Here is a 19,126-nt window from a genome sequence, read left to right on the forward strand (position 1 = left end):
TTATTTTAATTCAACTAATTTTAAGTTATAAATTTCAAAAAGTAAACAGGCGCCGGGAATGACTGCCTTTTTTCATCGTCTGAAAATCAGCATTCATCACCGACGCCATAATTTTGTAAGATATTATATGAAATAATATGAAATACTGCCGTAAATAATACTGTTATGCTTCCGATTCACGCTGTATTTCCGCAAGTTCGGACTCGATTCTGTCTTCTCCGTACTTGAACGCCATCCGAAGTTTCGCGGAAATACTGGTCATCCGCCAGTCATCCGGGATCTCATCTTTCTCAAACCAGCCGGCCATCGCCAGCTCGTCTTCCTGAAGCGTGATCCGGTCATCGCCGTCCAGTTCCGCGAAGAAACCGATCATCTCCGTGTCGGAGAAGGCCCAGGGCTGACTCTGGTAATAGCGTATGTTTTTCACTTTCAGTCCGACTTCTTCCATAACCTCCCGGCGTACAGTATCCTCAAACGTCTCACCGATCTCCACGAACCCGGCCACCAGCGCATATCCGGCATACGGTCTTCCTCGGTATTTCGTCATCAGAAGTTTTGACCCGTTCGTGATCGCCACGATGATCGCCGGGCTGATCTTCGGATATTCGATCTGATGGCATTTCGGACATACCAGTGCCCGTTCTTCTGTGCTGTCTTCCATCGGTGTTCCGCAAAAACCGCAGTAATGATGCGCCCTTCTCCAGCGCGCAAGCTGCATTCCGGTGATGATTGCAAACGCCTCGTATTCCGGATCCATGTTGCGCAGGAAGCGGCTGTCTTTCAGGCAGTACGGACCGCTCTCCGGGATTTCAAACTCCCGGTGTTCGTCCACATTGACCAGAAAATACCGGAAATCATCGATGGAGAAAAGGTAATACGCTTCCTTTTCCGCTTCCGGAAAGATCTCCCGAATCTCCCGAAGCGTGGGAATCCGCAGCATATCCTCTTCTCTGCGGATGAGAATCACGGAGTTTTTCCGGATCGCCAGAACAAAATCCTCTGCCTCCGGCGTGCAGATCTTATATTCGTTATGAAACTGTCTCGGTGCTATATCCTGAATCACGGTGATCGTCTCCTTTACATATTCTCCGGGTTCCGGCACGGCCCGGAATATTTCCGGCCGTATCCGGGCGTCAGACTGAGGTTTGAATACTGCCTTTCAAACAGATATTCCCCGGAGTTTTCTTCTTATCACATTTTTGTCCTCCAGGCTCAAGCAGACAAGCTTGCTTGTCTATTTGAGCCGTCAATCAAAGTTTGAAAGTTTACTTTCAAACTTTCGTCTTTTCTTCAAGGGGAAGATCGAATTTTGCCAGTTTCGGCGCGAACGCATAGGCGGACACGCCGAGAAGAAGAATAAAAACAGCGATGAACTGGGACGTCGACAGAACGCCGACGCTGCCGCGGATGGCATCACCTCTCACAAATTCCATCATAAAACGGCCGATGGAGTAGAGAATCAGGTACAGCGATCCGGTGCGGCCCGGAACGGTTTTCAGTTTCCGGAATGCCGCAAGAAGAATCAGGCAGTGTGCAAAATTCAGTACCGCATAGACCGGTTCCGACGGGAACAGACTGACGCCGTTGGGCGCGAAATCCGAGTGGGAAAAGACAATCGCCCCCGGTCCGGAATACTCCATGCCGTAGCAGCACCCGGCCAGAAGGCAGCCGATCCGGCCGAAGCCCTGTGCCAGCGCAATACTCGGCATGCAGAGGTCAAACGTCCGGAGCACCGGCATTCCGATCAATCTTGCCACCGCAACGCCGCCGAACAGACCGCCGATGATTCCGCCGTAAACAACGAATCCGCTCGCCAGATCCTTCAGGATCAGGGAGGGATCCTCGGCAATCTTCGGCGCCATGGTAATCAGATAGAGAACCTTCGCGCCGAGAATTCCGAGAACCGCAGCCCAGATCGTCAGAATATAGAGTTTATCCCGGTTAATCCCCTGCACTTTGGCCCGGTAATCCGCCATCGTATACGCCGCAATGATTCCGATTGCGATCATCAGCCCGTAACCGTGAACCGTCACGCCTCCGATCGTAAAGAGATCATTATACATTCACGTCCTCCCCGGCCTCGTCAATCGCTTTTCCGATATCGTGACGCATGTATTTGTTGTCAAAACCGATCCACTCTGTGGCCTCATACGCTTTCGCCCGGGCCTCCTTCAGATTTTTGCCGCGGGCGGTCACTGCGAGAACTCTTCCTCCGTTGGTGAGCACTTCTCCGTTCTCTCCAAACTTTGTGCCGGAGTGGAACACAAAATAGTCTTCCTTTCCGCGGAATTTTTCAAGACCCGAGATCGGGAATCCCTTCTCATACTTTTCCGGATAACCGTCGCTCGCAAGAATCACCGTCACACAGGCGTCATCCGAGAACTTCAGATCAATCTGATCCAGCGTTCCGTCAATGCAGGCATTAAACACATCGATGATATCATTTTCCAGTCTCGGCAGAACCACCTGTGCCTCCGGATCACCGAAGCGCGCATTGTACTCCAGAACCTTCGGTCCGTCTTCGGTGAGAATCAGTCCGAAGAAGATGACGCCCTTGAACGGACGGCCTTCCTGCTCCATCGCATCGACGGTCGCCTGATAAACATATTTTTTGCAGAATTCATCCACCTCTCTGGTGTAGAACGGAGTCGGCGAGAAATTACCCATACCACCGGTATTGAGGCCCTGATCGCCGTCTTTTGCCCTCTTGTGATCCTGCGCAGAACTCATCAGTTTAATGTGCTTTCCGTCCACAAAAGTCAGGACGGAAACCTCACGTCCGGTCAGGAACTGTTCCACCACCATCTCGTCTCCGGAGTCACCGAACTGCTTGTCCAGCATGATCTCCTTCACGCCGGCTTTTGCCTCCTCCAGATTCTGGCAGATGAGGACGCCCTTTCCGAGAGCCGGGCCGGATGCCTTCAGAACGATCGGCATCTTGGCAGTCTCCAGATATTTCAGGGCCTTTTCCGCATCCGTGAAAACCTCATATTCCGCAGTCGGGATGTGATATTTCTTCATCAGATCCTTGGAAAATGCCTTCGATCCTTCCAGAATCGCGGCCTTCTTATCCGGCCCGAATACACGGAGCCCGCGGGCCCGGAAGACATCGACAATGCCGCCGATCAGCGGATCATCCATGCCGACCACCGTGAGGTCAATTCCCTTCTCCTCGGCAAAATCCGCCAGCTTCTCAAATTCCATCGCGCCGATCGGAACGCATTCCGCCAGTTCTGCGATTCCCGCATTGCCCGGTGCGCAGTAGATTTTCTCTACCTGACTGCTTTTGGATACTTTGTATGCGATGGCATGCTCACGTCCGCCGCCTCCGACGATCAGTACTTTCATCTGTATTTCCTTTCTGAATTCGGGTCCGCTTCCCCCGTTCCGGGAGCGGAATCGGACCCGATACAATATTTCTTTTATTCTCCGTCATAAACCGCAGACAGATTCCCTCTGCTGTTTTCCGTTAAAATCCGCAGGGATATTCCCTCAGCCGATCGGAATCTCACCGGCCGCGATCATATCGATCGCCTTCGGAAGGATCACCCACTCCGCCTGTTCCATGACTCTCTTCTGAAGCACTTCCGCGGTGTCGCCCGGCAGAACGTCAACCGCTTTCTGCAGAAGAATCGGGCCGCTGTCAGTACCTTCATCGACAAAATGAACCGTGGCACCGGTCACTTTCACGCCCCTGCTAAGAGCCGCCTCGTGGACGCGAAGTCCGTAGAACCCCACACCGCAGAACGACGGGATCAATGCCGGATGGATATTGATGATCCGGTTCCGGAACGCATCCACCATCTGTGCCGGAATCTTGACAAGACAGCCGGCCAGAACGATCAGATCCGGGCAGAGCGCCTTCACCCTTTCGGTCAGCGCTTCATTGAATTCCTCTCTCGTTCCGTAGTTCTTCGGCGAGATCACCTCCGCCGGAATACCGTGGTTCTTTGCTCTCTCAAGCGCGTACGCATTCGGATTGTTGCTGATCACGGCCGTCACCTTCGTGTTCCGGATGGCACCGTTGTCGACCGCGTCAAGAATCGCCTGAAGATTGGTTCCGCCGCCGGAAACCATCACGAGGACATTCAGCATAATGTAACTCCCTTTTCTCCTGCCTCAATCCGTCCCACGCGGTAGCACGCATCGCCCGCCGACCGGATCGCATCCATGGTCTTTTCCGCATCGGCCGGATCCACTGCCAGAACCATGCCGAGTCCCATGTTGTAAGTGTTATACATCATGGTCTCCTCAATATCACCTTTCTTCTGAAGGAGTTTAAAGATCGGAGGAACCGGATAACTGTTCTTTTCGATCACCGCTCTGGTTCCCTCTTTCAGCATTCTCGGAATATTCTCATAGAAACCGCCGCCGGTTACATGGCTGCAGGCCTTGATTGTCACGCCGCTTTCACGGACCGCCTTCAGTGCGTGAACGTAAATGCGGGTCGGGGTCAGCAGTGTATCGCCGAGGGTTCCGCCGAGTTCCTCATAGTATGTCTCCAGACCTTCCTTCGTCATCTCCTTTTCGAATACCTTGCGAACAAGGGAGAATCCGTTGGAATGCACGCCGGAGGATGCGATACCGATCAGGACATCACCGTCCTTCAGGTTTTCTCCGGTGATCATGTCCTTCCGGTCAACCACACCGACGGAAAATCCTGCGAGATCGTATTCGTCTTCCGGCATCAGTCCCGGATGCTCCGCGGTTTCACCTCCGAGGAGTGCGCTGTCAGCCTGAACACAGCCCTCCGCAACGCCCTTTACGATCGACGCGATCTTTTCCGGAACATTTTTTCCGCAGGCAATGTAATCCAGGAAGAACAGCGGATCACCGCCGGCACAGGCAACGTCATTGACGCACATCGCCACACAGTCGATACCGACTGTATCATGACGGTCCAGAAGAAACGCCAGCTTGATCTTTGTTCCCACTCCGTCCGTTCCGGAGAGGATAACCGGGTCCTCCATGTCTTTGAATGCCTTTGCGCTGAAGGCGCCGGAAAAACCGCCGATTCCCCCGAGTACTTCCGGTCGGTTCGTCCGCTTTACAAATTCCTTCATCAGTTCAACCGATTTGTATCCGGCCTCGATGTCAACTCCGGCTTTCTTGTAATCCATATGATCCTCCTGTTGGTGCTGTCGGGATTCCTCCCGGCATTTCATGTATCAGCAAGGTGACCGCGGTTTCCCGCAGACACCGGGCTTTCAATAGTACAAAACGCTTTTTATAGCACATGTGGGCCCGGCTGTCTAAGCCCGGACCCGCATGGTTTTATCACTGTTTATTTGTCGGCAAGAAAAGCCCTGTAGCCGGCTTCCCTGAGTTTTTCATCCTTCTTAACAACTTCATTTTTCATATTCTCAGAGTACTCTTTCAGCTTTCCGAGAAGACCGGTGTCGGACACTGCGAGAATCTTCGCAGCCAGAATGCCCGCGTTCTTACCGCCGTTGATGGCAACGGTCGCAACCGGGATTCCACCCGGCATCTGAACGATGGAGTAAAGAGAGTCCACGCCTCCCAGATCGGATGTCTTCATCGGAATTCCGATCACCGGCATCGGGAACAGCGCCGCACACATGCCCGGAAGATGCGCTGCTTTTCCCGCGCCCGCAATGATGACACGGATTCCTCTGGACTCGGCGTTTTTTGCCCAATCAAAGAAAATATCCGGCTCTCTGTGCGCGGAAATGATGTTCATCTCGTAGTCAATTCCGAACTGTTCCAGAATCTCAGCTGCCTGTGCCATGATCGGCATATCCGAATCGCTGCCCATCACGATACCAACTTTTGCCATGGTGTCTCTCCTTTTTCAAAACTGCGAAAAATTGAATTTTCCGACTTAGCCGCCAGAAAAAATCATACTGTTTTTCTAAAATCAAGTCAATACGGCTTTTTTGTTTCGCGCCGAAACCGACCGGTATTTTTCTGTAGCCAACCTGCGGAAAATGGGCACCGGGCCTGCGGATGCGCCCTTCAGTATTTCGTGCGAAGGCCCTTCGGATAGTGGTTTTTCAGCGTTCCGCCGCCGAGTTTTGCCCAGCCCAGCGAGTAGCCGTCCACCGTGATCAGCGTCCAGCCCTTTTCCCCGGACCGTTCCTCCCGGATCGGTTCTCCGTGAAGGAAGCCACGGATCTCCTCCGAGTCCGCCGCATACGACCGGCAAAGCCGGACCTCATCCGGATGAAGCGCCATCGCCAGACTGTGATCCGGTTCAAACCGGTCTCTGGCAAAGGTTCCGAGAAGGATTCCCTGCCGCAGAACACGGATCCCGGAGAGAAGAGGCATGGACGCCCGGTCTGTCGGAAGAAGCCAGAGACACTCTCCCTGCTGGATCAGGCGGCTCTCATCGCACCATTTTTCCGGTTTCCGGAAGATCTCCGCTGCCGCATCCAGATATATTTTCCGGTAATCCGGCGAGCGAAATGCCCCCTTCGTCTTTTTTGCGGCCGTTTTCGCGCTTCCCGTCAGTTTCGGTGCGTCCGACCGGATCACGGCAGCATAATGCCCCTCTCCGTCGGAAATGTGCGGCCAGATCCGGAATGTCTTCCCGATCTCCTCCGCATGCGTCTTTACCAGTTCCCGGATTCCGGCCGATACGCCGTTCACCTCCTGATCCGGTGAAACAGCGTGCATGTCAGGGTGCTTTTCCAGAAACCGTTCCACCTGCAGCTCATCCTCCGCCGGCGCGAAGGTACAGGTAGAATAGACAATTCTTCCGCCCGGCGCAAGCATCTCGTAAGCCGCCTCCAGAATATGCTCCTGCCGTTCCGCACACATGGCCACATTGTCCTCGCTCCACATCGCAAGCGCGGCATCCTCTTTCCGGAACATTCCCTCTCCGGAACAGGGCGCGTCAACCAGAATACGGTCCATTTTCCCGGAGAGCGGGCCGACAAGGCCGTCCGGATTCGAATTGGTGACGATACAGTTTCGGATCCCCATGCGTTCCACGTTCTGTGAGAGGATCCGGCTTCTCGCCGGATCGATCTCGTTGGCGATCAGAAGACCTCCGCCCTGCATGCCGGAGGCAGTCTGCGTGGTCTTTCCTCCCGGCGCGGCGCAGAGGTCCAGAACCCATTCTCCGTTCTTTCCCGCCTCGTCCGCGCCGATCAGCTCCGCCGGCAGCATTGCGCTGGGCTCCTGCATGTAGTAGACGCCCGCCGCATGATACGGATGAAGTCCCGGGCGATCTTCACTGCCGTAGTAAAAGCCCTTTGCGGTCCCCTCAGACGCCCAGGGAACCGGTCTCAGATGAAACGGGTTCTGTTTCTCCCAGGTTTCCGGATCGGTCTTCAGAAGATTCAGCCTGAGGCCCTGATTCCGCTCCTTTTCATAACTGTCCCGGAATGCCGCAAACCCGTCTCCGAGAATCTCTCTCATCCTGTCTTCAAACTGTTTTGGTAATTCAAATGCCATTATTCTGTAATCCTGTCTGTTCTGTAATTTCATTCCGGTCCCGCCGCGATCGTCCGCGATGAACCCTTATCATCCGCAGAGAGCCTGACGCATTATCGTCCGCCGAAGAGCGTTCCGATGATGCCTCGGAAGAGCGACGCGCCGACATTTCCGCCGATTTTCTTTCCGAACTTTCCGCCGACGGTGCTCCCCACCGCATTGCCGAGTTCTCTGCCGACGGTGCCGGCCGCCGTCTTCGCGATGGATCCTGCCGCGCTCTGGTATCGCTTCGTCTTTTTTGCATTTTCCTTCTCACGGTCGCGGGCATCCTTCACGGCCTGCTTCTCCGCCTCTTTCGAAGCCTCCTGCTGCGCGCGCTCCTCGGCGGCGGCCTGCGCAAGGATCGCATTCTTGCGCTGAAGGAACTCATACGCGGAATCGCGGTCGAAACTGTCGCCATATTTCTCTGCCAGATCCGACGAGCTGACCTGATACTTCCGCGCCGATTCGGATATGGTTCCCATCTTCGACTGCGGAGGAAGAATCTTTGCCCGCTGCGCCACGGACGGGATTCCTTTCTCGTCGAGGAAGGAGATAACCGCCTCCCCTGTTCCGAGCTCCGAGAGCACGGTTTCGGTGTCAAAGGCCGGATTTTCCCGGAAAGACCGGGCAGCGGCGCGGATCTTTTTCTTTTCCGCCGGTGTATAAGCCCGGAGCGCATGCTGAATCCGGTTTCCCAGCTGTGAGAGAACCTCGTCCGGGAGATCGCCGGGATTCTGGGTGATAAAACAGATTCCGACGCCCCGCGAACGGATCAGCTTGACCACCTGCCCGATCTTCTCCTCCAAAAGCGGAGACGCGTGATCAAACAAAAGATGTGCCTCATCAAAGAAGAAGACAATCTCCGGTTTATCCGCATCTCCCCTCTCCGGGAGCTGCTCAAACAGCTCACTCATCAGATAGAGCATGAATGTGGAATACAGCACCGGATTCTGAATCGAACTCCGGGCATCCAGAATATTGATAACCCCCCGTCCGTCCGAATCTCTCCGAAACCAGTCATGGATGTCGATGGCCGGTTCGGCGAAAAAGTTTTCCCCGCCCTGACTCTCCAGCGAAACAACCGCGCGGAGAATCGCGTTTAGGCTCTGTTTGGTCATATTGCCGTACTGCGCGGAAAACTCCGCATTATTGTCCGCCACATACTGGATCATGGCGCGAAGATCCTTGGTATCAATCAGCAGAAGGTTCTGTTCATCCGCAATCCGGAAAAGGATCTGAAGAATATCGCTCTGCAGGTCGGACAGCCGAAGAAGACGGGAAAGCAGAAGCGGTCCCATCTCGCTGACCGTTGTGTGAAGCGGAAGTCCGTTTTTTCCTTCCAGATCCCAGAACTGCACAGGATACGGCCTGAAGGAAAAGCCCTCCCGGTCCAGCCCGAAGGAGGCAATGCGCTTCTGCATATCCTCCGTGTTCTCGCCCGGCTCGCACATTCCCGCCAGATCTCCCTTCACATCCGCGAGAAATACCGGAACACCGGCATCGCTGAGCGATTCCGCGAGAACCTTCAGCGTGATCGTTTTTCCGGTCCCGGTCGCACCGGCGATCAGTCCGTGCCGGTTCAGCATTCCGGGAAACATACAGAGTTTCTCATCGCCGTCATTTGCCATCCAGATCTTATTCTCATAGAACATCAGGGAACCCTCCTTTTATCGTGTTTTCTGACTGTTATTGTAGCAAATGACGAAACGAATTGAAAGAGACGGTGCTTTCTTTGGCTTGTGCGGTTTTTAAATCCATACTATAGTGTCTGTGTGATCCTGCAACGAATACAGCAAAGGATTCTATTTATGATGACTGATAATCTTTCAAAAACACTTTGCATCCGCCGCGGCATCACGGCCGTCATCGGAAGCGGCGGAAAGACAACCCTCCTGCGGGAACTGGCCCGGGAGCTGAGTGCCTGCGGGTCCGTGATTCTCACCACGTCCACGCATATCCGCCCGTTCCCGGATCTCCCGTGCCTTGCTTCCTTTTCCCCGGATTCATTGGAAAATGAAGCCGTGATCCGGAGCCGGCTTTCCGTCTCTCCCCTTCTCTGCATCGGCACCCCGGCAAAAGAGGGAAAACTATCCGCACCTCCCCTTCCGTTTGATCATCTGGCCCGGCTGGCCGATTATGTTCTGATTGAAGCAGACGGATCAAGAGGTCTTCCGATCAAGGCCCATCGCGGCGGCGAGCCGGTCATTCCGGACGGGACCCGTCGGATCATCCTGCTCGCCGGATTCTCCGGCTTCGGGAAACCGGTCCGGAACGCGGTCCATGTTCCCGAACGCTTCCTTGCGCTGACCGGCGCGGGTGAACAGGATCTCCTGACGCCGGAGCTCTGTGGCGAAGCCATTCAAAAAGAACATCTGGCCGATGTCATTGTCCTGAATCAGGCGGACGACCTGCATTGTCCGGACTCGGCCCTCCGCACGGAAACACTGTCCCTCTGCCGCCGATTTGCGAAAAAAACCGACCTTCCGGTATTCGCCGGATCCCTGCGGGAACATTTCCTGATCCGGATCGATCGTGAGTCATAACATACAAAAAAGGAGCAACACCATGTCCAATTCTTATTATTCTGCCCTTTCCCGGATTAACCCGAGAGAAGAATATCTCTCTCTCATCACCATAGACGGCCCGTCTGCGGGTGAAAAGATTCTGTACCGTCTGACAAAAGACGGTCCTGTCTCCCTCGCAGAAGCCATGCCGGACTCCCGGGAGACCCGCGGTTTCCGCCATACGGATCCCCCGGCACTGCCGCCTCTTGCACCGTCCGATCCGACGTTTCGGACCGAAAACGGTCTGGTGTATGCGGAGCGCTTCGGCGGAAAGACCGAAATCGTCCTCTGCGGCGCGGGCCACGTCGCGCTCGCCGTCACCCGGATGGCAAAATTCCTCTCCATGCATGTGACGGTCATCGACGACCGTTCCGAGTTTACGGAGAAAGCCGAAGCCGCCGGCGCAGACCGCGTCATCTGTGATTCGTTCGAACACGCGCTGGACGGAATTCCGGGGAACGCGAACACAGCGTTCATCGTCATGACCCGCGCACACGCCTATGACAAAGTCTGCCTCCGTAAGATTCTGGAAAAGCCGTATCTCTACCTCGGCATGATGGGAAGCCACGGCAGAACCGCTCTCATCCGGGAGGAATTTCTCGCTTCCGGATATACAAAAAAGACGATGGACACGGTACACATGCCCATCGGTCTTGAAATCCATTCCGAGACGCCGGAAGAAATTGCGGTCTCTATTCTGGCGGAACTGATCTGTATCGCGAATTCCTCCGCCAAAGGTTTCGGATACTCGTCTGAAATGCTGTCCGCCCTGCGCTCCGCAGCGGCCGGTCCGCTGGCCATGGCTGTCATCGTCCGCAAAGAGGGGGAAGCGCCGAGAAACCCGGGAGCGAAACTCTTCGTCCGGCCGGACGGCACATTTGTCGGAACCATCGGCGGCGGATTCGCGGAGGCCATGATCCGGAAAGCCGGCCTTGTTCTGCTGAACGACGGCGATGGTGCCGAAGCGCTGGACCGGGAACTCTCCCTTCACGGCGGCCGCATTCTCTCCCGGACCGGGGCCCGCATGCTGATTGACCTTTCCATTCATGCTGCCGACGACGACATGGCCGGCATGTTCTGCGGCGGCAGCGTTCTGGTTTATGTGGAGCGGACCGATATTACATCTTGACCGCGGTGACCTTCTCCGGCGCTGTGCCGCCGGATCGGATCGTCTCACGGTATTCTCCGTACGCTCCGACATCCATGCGCCACGCAATCCCGCATCCCGCGGAAATCTCCCGCGGGACCGGGATGGTCCTTCCCGGAATTCCGTTTTCCGCGGCAAATGCCTCAAATCGCATGGCCGACCGCGTCGTCGAAAAGGTAAGGATAATATAATCTTTCTTTTCTCTCATGTTGTCTTACATTGTCTCTGCAATATTTTTCAGTGCATCCGCAGCCTGTTCCGCTTCTTCTTCCGTATTAAACGCTGAAAAACTGAACCGGACGATCCCCTGTTCTTTCGTCCCGAAAAATTCATGCATGAGCGGTGCGCAGTGCGCTCCTGCCCGAACACAGATTCCGGCTTCCTCCCACAGGCGGTCCGCAACCACCGACGCATCCTCTTCCCCGAGATTCAGCGAGACGATCCCCGTCCCCTCCATGTCACGGTAACCGTAGAGTTTCAGGTTTGGAATCTCCCGGATCCGCCGGACAAAGCAGCCGGCCAATATTCTCTCGTGCTTCAGAATCCTCTCCGGACCGGTCTCCAGGACAAAACGGATGCCGGCCTCCAGACCGGCAATGCCGGGCGTGTTTCTCGTTCCGGCTTCCAGCACCGTCGGCATTTCCTTCGGCATGTCCCGGTCAAAGCTGTGAATCCCGCTGCCGCCGATCAGAAGCGGGCGGACTGCCAGCCCGGCCCGCACATAGATGCCGCCGGTCCCCTGCGGGCCGAAAAGGCCCTTATGTCCGGTGAAGCAATAAATATCAATTCCGTCCCGCTCTACGTTCACCGGAACCGCCCCAAGAGCCTGTGCGCCGTCCACAATCAGCAGAATCCCGTTCTCCCGGGCAAATGCCGCCACAGCCGTAAGGTCGGTGATTCTTCCCGTCACATTCGACGCGTGGGTGATCACCATCGCCGCCGTCTCCGCGGTCAGAAGCTGCGGAAGCCGCGCCGGATCCAGTCTTCCGTCCGGTTCCGGCTCCCAGAAGGTCAGCGATGCCTTTCCTTCTTTTTCCAGCCGGTACAGCGGCCGGAGAACCGAATTGTGTTCTGTCCGCGTCGTGATGATCCGGAACGGCTCCTTCTTACGGACCATCTCCGGCAGCGCGCTGACCGCTGCATTCAGGGACTCGGTCACATTCTGCGTAAAGGCAATCCGTTCCGGATCTTCTGTCCCGAGAAGTTCCGCTGCCGCCTCCGACGCCCGGAAAAGAATCCGGGATGCATTCAGAGAAGCCGCATACGCGCCTCTTCCGGGGTTTCCCGCCTCCTCCAGTGCCCGGATCATTGCCGTCTTCACCCCCTCCGGTTTCCGGAGCGTCGTCGCTGCATTGTCGAGATAAATCATGGCTTCTCCCTTCCGAAAAAGTTCGTACTGGCCGTTTTCTTTTTTTCGCGAAAAAAAGACGTGCCTTCCTACGTTTTTTTCCTTACGGGCGGATGATCCGGGATGCGCTCATCTGTTTTTCCACGATCTCATACATATTGGAGACGCCGCCCACCGCCAGCTTCTCTTTCATCTCATAGAAGCCGAGGCAGGTTCCGCAGGTGAGGATCTCCACGCCGCTCTCCTCCAGCTTCTTCAGGTCTTCCAGAACCGGCGATCCCTCACAGGTAAGCTTTGCGCCGCCGTTGTAAAACAGCATGGTATCCGGCAAAGCATCCTGCTGTGTGAGGGCAAAGGTGAAAGCCTTGATCAGAACGGTGCCCAGCTCGTCATCGCCCACTCCCATCCGGTCCGAAGCAACCACGACCACCGTCTTTCCCGCAGCCGGTACCGGAATTTCTTCCCTTCCGGCAGGATTTTCCATCGCTGCGCCTTCACCTGCCGCATTCTCCGGTGCCGGCACATCCATCTCCACACGGTATTCTCCTTCCGCTTTTTTCTCCGAGCGGACCGGGTATCCCATCTGCACCGCCATCTTGGTAAGGTTCTCCACCGAAGTCGGATTGTCTACCAGAACCTCCACTGTATCTGCCGCGTTCAGTTCACGGATCGCCTGCTTTGCCATCACAATCGGTACCGGGCAAACCTCTCCCATTGCATTCACTGTCTTCATTCTTATGATCCTCCATTGTCCTCTGTACTCAGACACTCCATTCCTTTTGTCTGCCTGAGCCGTTCTTCTCAGCCTGAATGAAAACATTCAGGCCTGTATTCCGGATGGAATCCCGATGATTTCCCGATGAAATCCCTCTTTTCGGGAGTTTTTAACGGAATCCTCATTCTATCCTCATTCTAGCCGACATTATTCCGTATTTTAGTGCCATATTATCGGTGATTGACCGAACATCCCCGTCCAATCATCGGATGATATTCCGGACCAGATTCACGCAAAACCGTAATCTCCGGACCGCTCTTTTCCGTCACCTCTCCGACGATGGCAGCCAGCGGAAATGTGCAGGTCAGATCGCCAACCAGCCGCTCCGCCTGCTCCCGCGGAAGCGCAAAGAGAAGTCCGCCCGCCGTCTGCGGATCAAACAGCACTTCTTCCGCACCGAAGGGAATTCCGTCAAAGCAGACGTGGTCTCCGACATAATTCCGGTTTTTCTGTCCGCCTCCGGTGATCAGGAATTCCTCCGCATAAGTCAGCGCATCGCCCAAAACCGGGATGTCTTTCCAGAAAATGCGGCAGGCTGTCTCCCCTCCCATCATCTCGTGAAGATGTCCCAGAAATCCGAAGCCGGTCACATCCGTACAGGCGTGAATCTCGTATTGTCTCGCGCAAAGGCTCGCTTCCCGGTTCAGCGTCGTCATGGACAGGATCGCCGCATCCATCGATTCCGCGGATGCCTCTCCCACCCGGTCTGCCGCACAGATAATCCCGGTCCCGAGTCCCTTCGTCAGCACCAGTGCATCCCCGGGCTTCGCGCCCACATTTTTCCAGATCTTCTTCGGATTCACCAGCCCCGTGACAGATAAGCCGTACTTGACATCGCTGTCGGCGATGGAATGGCCGCCCGCCAGCGTTCCGCCGGCTTCGATCACCTTCTCGCTTCCGCCCCGCAGAATCTCACCCAGAATGTTCAGGCTGTAGGATTCCGGGAAGCAGACGATGTTCAATGCCGTCTTCACTTCTCCGCCCATCGCATATATATCGCTCAGTGCATTGGTCGCCGCGATTTTCCCGAAGGTATACGGGTCTTTCACCATAGGCGGAAAGAAATCCAGAGTCTGCACGATGGCAAGATCCTCCGAAACCTGATAGACCGCCGCGTCATCGTGGGAGTCAAACCCGACCAGAAGTTTTTCGTCCTTCGGTCCTTTCGGGAGTTTCTCCAGAACGCGGGAAAGGAGTCCCGCTCCCAGTTTCGCGGTACACCCGCCGCTCTTGCAAAACACGATCTCTGACATAATTCTCTCCTCTTCTGTTCCTGCCCGCTTCGCTACCAGTGGCTTTTATGTCCGGACAGACCTGCCGGTTCCGGCGCATTTGCCCGTTCAGACGTTTTTACATCGCCCCGCCTTTTGATTGTCTTTCCCGGTATGCCGCACAGACAAGCTCCAGAACGCTGCCGGCAATGCATCGCGCCTTGTCGGAGATCGTAAAGCAGTTCCGGTACTGATCCTGCCGGGGATCGATGTCGGCGATCTTAAATCCCTCCGTCACCGGATATCCGTCCCGGATCATGCCGCGGATCAGACCGGAGAGGGTTGCCGGAACCTCCGTCACCTCGTTCTCCGATCCATGGATCCGAAGAATCACTTCACCTTTTTCCACCGTATCTCCGATGTTCCGGACATGCCGGGTCACCCCCGCTGCCGGAGCATGAATCACCCGCTCTTTTCCGTATCCCCCGATCACACCGGGAATGCCGGTATTCGGCTGTGCACACCCTTCGGTGATGATCCGTCCGAGGTTATGTCCGCGCATGGTCTCAATCACATAATCCACATCTTCTCCCGCGCAGAAACCCGGACCGAGTCCGATGACCGTCGGTGCCATATCCCGACCGGTTCCCAGATTCTTCTTTGCGAGAATCGCATCGATCAGCACATCCGGCCGATATTCCCCGATGGATTTCCCGGCGTGGTCCACCAGCACCGGAACCACTCCTTCCTCCAGCATCCGCACCGCCTCCGCAAGGGATATGGCCCGTTTCGCCGTTAAGCCCTCCACGACCGCTGCATCCCCGTAGACACATTCGCAAAGGGAAACCTGCCGGCGGATCGCCGACGGCTTATCTGTCTCCAGAACGACCGGACGGAATCCCGCCATCCAAAGCCGGTGAATGGTGCCGGTGGCGATATCCCCCGCACCTCTCACCATGATCCTGAACTGATCCATTTATCGTCCTCCTTTACCATCTGTCCATTGTATCACCGTTATATTTCTTTGAGAATAACGTTCTTCTCTGGCGTCGCCGGGGGCCGGTCTTTCCGCCCCTGCCGGATTTGCTTTCCACGGCGCGCTTCCCCCGCAAAGCGTTTTTGTTTCATAGGGAATTTCGGAGAAATTTACCATGAAGCAAAAAACTCCATGAGGGGCAGTGTACACTTTGACACCTTCCCTCATGGAGAGCTGCTCGATCGTCTGATTGGTCTGTTTTTTTGCGCCTCACTGCGTCAGCATTTCCGCCAGGCTCTTCAGAGCCGCAAAGCTTTCCGGGCTCAGGTCATGCTCCACCCGGCATGCATCCTCCGCCGCAAGCTTCTCCGGTACTCCCAGCGCCGAAAAAAGCTTGGTCAGAGTTGTATGGCGCTCATAGATCTTTTCCGCGATCTGCAGTCCCGGTTCCAGAAGAGTGATATATCCCTCCTTGGACATGGAAATGTATCCGCCTTCCCGCAGATTTTTCATTGCTACACTGACGCTCGGCTTGGAAAAACCGAGATCGTTCGCCACGTCGATGGAGCGAACCACCGGATTGGTCTTGCTGAGCATCAGAATGGACTCGAGGTAATCCTCCGCTGACTGCTGTATTTTCAAAATAACGCCTCCCTGTCTGTCTCGACTTCCTCAGTGTTTTCGCCACGTTCCCGGATAGAACAGAACCAGCATCGGGAAAATCTCCAGACGCCCTGCCAGCATATCCAGAATCAGGATCACTTTGGAAAAATTACTGAAAAATGCAAAATTGCAGGTCGGGCCGACCATAGAAAGACCCGGACCGATATTGTTGAACGTTGCCGCAACTGCGGTAAAGTTTGTAACCAGATCCCATTCATCCAGCGATACCAGAAGCACCGATATCACAAAGATCAGCACGTAAGCAATCATAAAAACATTGATTGAACGCACGGTGTCATGCTCCACGGTTTTTCCGTCCATCTTGATCTTATGAACCATATTCGGATGGAGAAACAGTAGGATCTCTTTGTGCATGCTCTTAAAGAGGATGACCAGACGGGAAACCTTGAATCCGCCGCCGGTACTGCCGGCGCAGGCACCGCACAGCATCAGGATCACCAGAATCGTCTTCGAAAGCGGCGGCCAGAGATCAAAATCCGCCGTTGAGAACCCGGTCGTCGTAATGATGGCCGCAACCTGGAAAAATGCTTTCCGGAACGCTTCGCCGGCATTCTGGCACAGATGCAGGATATTCAGTGTAATGATCCCGACCGATACGGCAATGATGGTAAGATACGCTCTCGGCTCCTCGCTGGACCACGCTCCCCGGATGTTCTTCATCACGATCAGGAAGTAGGCGTTGAAATTGACACCGAACAGAATCATAAATACCGCGATGGTCATCTGCTGCAGAGGCGTATACGCACCGCAGCTCGCATTCAGAACGCCGAAGCCTCCGGTGCCGGCCGTTCCGAAAGAAATACACATCGTATCATAGAACGGCATTCCCTCCAGCGTAAGAAGCACCATCATGGCCGCCGTGATCGCGATGTAAATCTTGTACAGGATCGCCGCCGTAGTCCGAACCTTCGGAAGCATGCGCTCCACGCTCGGCCCGGGGCTCTCTGCGCGCATCAGGTTCATGTGCGCTCCGCCGGTCAGCGGAAGAAGGCTCAGAATAAATACCAGAACGCCCATGCCGCCGACCCAGTGGGTGAAACACCGCCATACGTTGATGCAGTGCGGCAGGTCTTCCACCGAGGAGAAAATGCTGGCTCCGGTCGTCGTAAATCCGGATACCGTCTCAAAAACCGCGTCAAACGGGTTGGTCAGAACCCCTGCGAACAGAAACGGCAGCGCGCCGAGGACCGACAGCACGATCCAGGACAGTGACACGGTCACCATACTCTCCGCCGTGTAATAAACCATATTCTTCGGCTTTCGGAAGGTCAGCGGCATTCCGATCAGAAGGCAGATTCCCATCGTGATCACAAAGGACCATCCCTCCGGCTCGTGCCGCACAATGGAAGTGATCAGCGGAAGCAGCATAAATGCCGCCTCAAAATTGCAGATCCAGCCGAGAATATAGCGAATAATGGAATAATTCATAATCCCGACTCCTATTTTAAAATGTCACGGATGTCGTGAAGGCCCTTCTGGCTGGTCACGACAACAACCGTATCCCCGCACATAATGCGGTCCTGTCCTCTCGGAATCGTGATCTTCCCGCCGCGCATGATGGCCGCGATCAGAAGATTGGATTTGAGACTCAGTTCCATCAGCGTTTTGCTGGTCACTTCCGATTCGTCGCGAATCCGGAATTCCAGTGCTTCCGCCCGGCCGTCCAGAATATGATACAGCGTCTCGACGTTGCTGCCGATGGAATTCTGCATGGCCCGGACATACTGAAGAATGTAATCGGCAGTAATGTACTTCGGGTAAATCAGCGACCCGAGATCCATCCTGCTGATCAGTTCGTCAAATGCGAGACGGTTGACCTTCGTCACGAGTTTTGCATCCGAATTATCCCTCGCATACAGCGATAAGAACACATTTTCCTCATCAATATTGGTCAGTGTCACAAAGGATTCAACCGTTCCGAGACCTTCCTCGATCAAAAGATTCTTGTCCGTTCCGTCCCCGTGGATCACAATCGTGTTTTCCAGTTTCTCGCTGAGTTCTTCACAGCGTTCTCTGGACTGCTCGATGATCTTCACGCGGATCTTCATGCTCTCCAGAAGCCGCGCCAGATAATAGGCGATGGTTCCGCCGCCCACAATCATCGTGCTTGAGACCTGATTGGTCTTCAGTCCGATCTTCCGGAAAAATGCTGCCGAATTCTCCGGCGAAGCAATGATGGAAACCATATCTTCATCATGAATAATATATTTTCCGTCTGGAATGGCGACTTCGTCCCCTCTCTCGACTCCGCTGATCAGAACATCACAGTGGTACTTGTTGTCGATCTCCATGACGGACAGTCCGTCCAGGCCGAACTCATGCTTCACCTTGAACTTCAGAAGCTCGATCTTTCCCTTAGCAAACGTATCAATCTGGATTGCGGACGGAAACCGAAGCACTCTGGAGATTTCATTGGCGGCCGCAAGCTCCGGGTTGATGATCATGGAGATTCCCATCTGTTCCTTGATGAATCCGATCTCATTCGAATAAATCGGATTGCGGACACGGGCAATGGTATGGCAGTGCCCAACTTTCCGCGCAATCAGACAGCAGAGAAGGTTTAATTCATCGGAGTTCGTCACGGAAATAAAAATATCCGCGGTCTGAATTCCGGCTTCCCTCTGAGTGGTAATCGATGCACCATTGCCCACCAGGCGGATCGCATCGATGTCCTGAGATACCTTATCCAGTTTTTCCGCGGACATATCAACCAGAACGACATTGTGGTTTTCTGCCACCAGCTGGGAAGCAAGTGCAGTTCCAACCTTGCCGCATCCTATAACAATCACATTCATGAATCCGTATCCTCCAACGGTGAACTCATTCCGCACCGTATTATTGTTCCATTTTCAAAGATATTTTATCAGATGCGGATATAAAATGCAATCCGACGGGAATTGTGATAGAATATCCTTCGATATGTTGGGAACGGTTCGGATCCCGGACCGTCCGGCATCACAGCAATACATTTACAGGGGAGT

18 protein-coding genes are annotated in these 19,126 nt (G+C 54.8%); 2 read left to right on the forward strand and 16 right to left on the reverse strand.

Annotated features, from left to right (window positions below; genetic code table 11):
• Positions 1-163 precede the first annotated feature (163 nt).
• From nudC to BMW41_RS01030, 8 genes are all read right to left on the reverse strand, one after another.
• On the reverse strand, positions 164-1,063 hold the full coding sequence (gene nudC / locus BMW41_RS00995) for an NAD(+) diphosphatase (protein ID WP_074648155.1): 900 nt from the start codon (positions 1,061-1,063) through the stop codon (positions 164-166).
• Between the two features lie 208 nt (positions 1,064-1,271).
• Positions 1,272-2,063 carry a prolipoprotein diacylglyceryl transferase gene (locus BMW41_RS01000; protein ID WP_074648056.1) on the reverse strand — a complete coding sequence of 264 codons (792 nt, stop codon included), beginning with the start codon at positions 2,061-2,063 and terminating at the stop codon, positions 1,272-1,274.
• Positions 2,056-3,348, reverse strand: a complete 1,293-nt coding sequence (purD, locus tag BMW41_RS01005) for a phosphoribosylamine--glycine ligase (RefSeq protein ID WP_074648059.1) — start codon at positions 3,346-3,348, stop codon at positions 2,056-2,058. Before purD ends, BMW41_RS01000 begins: the two co-directional genes overlap by 8 nt.
• Positions 3,349-3,492: 144 nt before the next feature.
• Positions 3,493-4,095 carry a phosphoribosylglycinamide formyltransferase gene (gene purN, locus BMW41_RS01010; protein WP_074648062.1) on the reverse strand — a complete coding sequence of 201 codons (603 nt, stop codon included), beginning with the start codon at positions 4,093-4,095 and terminating at the stop codon, positions 3,493-3,495.
• Complete coding sequence (gene purM / locus BMW41_RS01015) at positions 4,089-5,120, reverse strand: phosphoribosylformylglycinamidine cyclo-ligase (protein ID WP_242870256.1); 1,032 nt, start codon at positions 5,118-5,120, stop codon at positions 4,089-4,091. The genes purN and purM overlap by 7 nt, the downstream gene beginning before the upstream one ends.
• Before the next feature lie 164 nt (positions 5,121-5,284).
• A complete protein-coding gene (purE, locus tag BMW41_RS01020) occupies positions 5,285-5,797 on the reverse strand; it encodes a 5-(carboxyamino)imidazole ribonucleotide mutase (protein ID WP_074648068.1) in 513 nt (170 codons plus the stop codon).
• Between the two features lie 179 nt (positions 5,798-5,976).
• The gene (locus tag BMW41_RS01025) at positions 5,977-7,419 is read right to left on the reverse strand and encodes an RsmF rRNA methyltransferase first C-terminal domain-containing protein (protein WP_074648070.1); all 1,443 of its coding nucleotides are present in this window, start codon (positions 7,417-7,419) and stop codon (positions 5,977-5,979) included.
• Positions 7,420-7,511: 92 nt separating this feature from the next.
• Entirely contained in the window at positions 7,512-9,092 is a 1,581-nt protein-coding gene (locus tag BMW41_RS01030) for a helicase HerA-like domain-containing protein (RefSeq protein WP_074648072.1), read from the reverse strand.
• Between the two features lie 156 nt (positions 9,093-9,248).
• On the opposite strand from BMW41_RS01030, the gene yqeC reads away from it, so the two are divergent.
• Both yqeC and BMW41_RS01040 read left to right on the forward strand, forming a co-directional pair.
• Positions 9,249-9,983: a selenium cofactor biosynthesis protein YqeC gene (gene yqeC / locus BMW41_RS01035; RefSeq protein ID WP_242870257.1), complete on the forward strand. Its 735-nt coding sequence runs from the start codon at positions 9,249-9,251 to the stop codon at positions 9,981-9,983.
• 22 nt (positions 9,984-10,005) lie between these two features.
• The gene (locus tag BMW41_RS01040; RefSeq protein WP_074648074.1) at positions 10,006-11,133 is read left to right on the forward strand and encodes an XdhC/CoxI family protein; all 1,128 of its coding nucleotides are present in this window, start codon (positions 10,006-10,008) and stop codon (positions 11,131-11,133) included.
• Here BMW41_RS01040 and BMW41_RS01045 read toward each other — a convergent pair.
• The 8 genes from BMW41_RS01045 to trkA all read right to left on the reverse strand — a co-directional run bounded on the left by BMW41_RS01045 (position 11,123) and on the right by trkA (position 18,940).
• Complete coding sequence (locus BMW41_RS01045) at positions 11,123-11,359, reverse strand: putative Se/S carrier protein (protein ID WP_074648076.1); 237 nt, start codon at positions 11,357-11,359, stop codon at positions 11,123-11,125. The genes BMW41_RS01040 and BMW41_RS01045 overlap by 11 nt on opposite strands.
• A 6-nt stretch (positions 11,360-11,365) precedes the next feature.
• On the reverse strand, positions 11,366-12,520 hold the full coding sequence (locus BMW41_RS01050; protein WP_074648078.1) for an aminotransferase class V-fold PLP-dependent enzyme: 1,155 nt from the start codon (positions 12,518-12,520) through the stop codon (positions 11,366-11,368).
• A gap of 82 nt (positions 12,521-12,602) precedes the next feature.
• Positions 12,603-13,232, reverse strand: a complete 630-nt coding sequence (gene yedF, locus BMW41_RS01055) for a sulfurtransferase-like selenium metabolism protein YedF (RefSeq protein ID WP_074648080.1) — start codon at positions 13,230-13,232, stop codon at positions 12,603-12,605.
• A 212-nt stretch (positions 13,233-13,444) separates the two neighbouring features.
• A complete protein-coding gene (gene selD, locus BMW41_RS01060; protein ID WP_074648082.1) occupies positions 13,445-14,527 on the reverse strand; it encodes a selenide, water dikinase SelD in 1,083 nt (360 codons plus the stop codon).
• Positions 14,528-14,624: 97 nt separating this feature from the next.
• Entirely contained in the window at positions 14,625-15,461 is an 837-nt protein-coding gene (gene yqeB / locus BMW41_RS01065) for a selenium-dependent molybdenum cofactor biosynthesis protein YqeB (protein ID WP_074648084.1), read from the reverse strand.
• Between the two features lie 270 nt (positions 15,462-15,731).
• Positions 15,732-16,103, reverse strand: coding sequence for a metal-dependent transcriptional regulator (locus BMW41_RS01070; RefSeq protein ID WP_074648085.1), 372 nt, complete (start codon positions 16,101-16,103; stop codon positions 15,732-15,734).
• Between the two features lie 30 nt (positions 16,104-16,133).
• Positions 16,134-17,573, reverse strand: a complete 1,440-nt coding sequence (locus BMW41_RS01075; RefSeq protein ID WP_074648086.1) for a TrkH family potassium uptake protein — start codon at positions 17,571-17,573, stop codon at positions 16,134-16,136.
• Positions 17,574-17,584: 11 nt separating this feature from the next.
• Complete coding sequence (gene trkA, locus BMW41_RS01080) at positions 17,585-18,940, reverse strand: Trk system potassium transporter TrkA (RefSeq protein WP_074648087.1); 1,356 nt, start codon at positions 18,938-18,940, stop codon at positions 17,585-17,587.
• Positions 18,941-19,126 lie beyond the last annotated feature (186 nt).

This window comes from [Clostridium] aminophilum (assembly GCF_900101295.1).
Taxonomy (GTDB): domain Bacteria; phylum Bacillota; class Clostridia; order Lachnospirales; family Lachnospiraceae; genus Clostridium_R; species Clostridium_R aminophilum_A.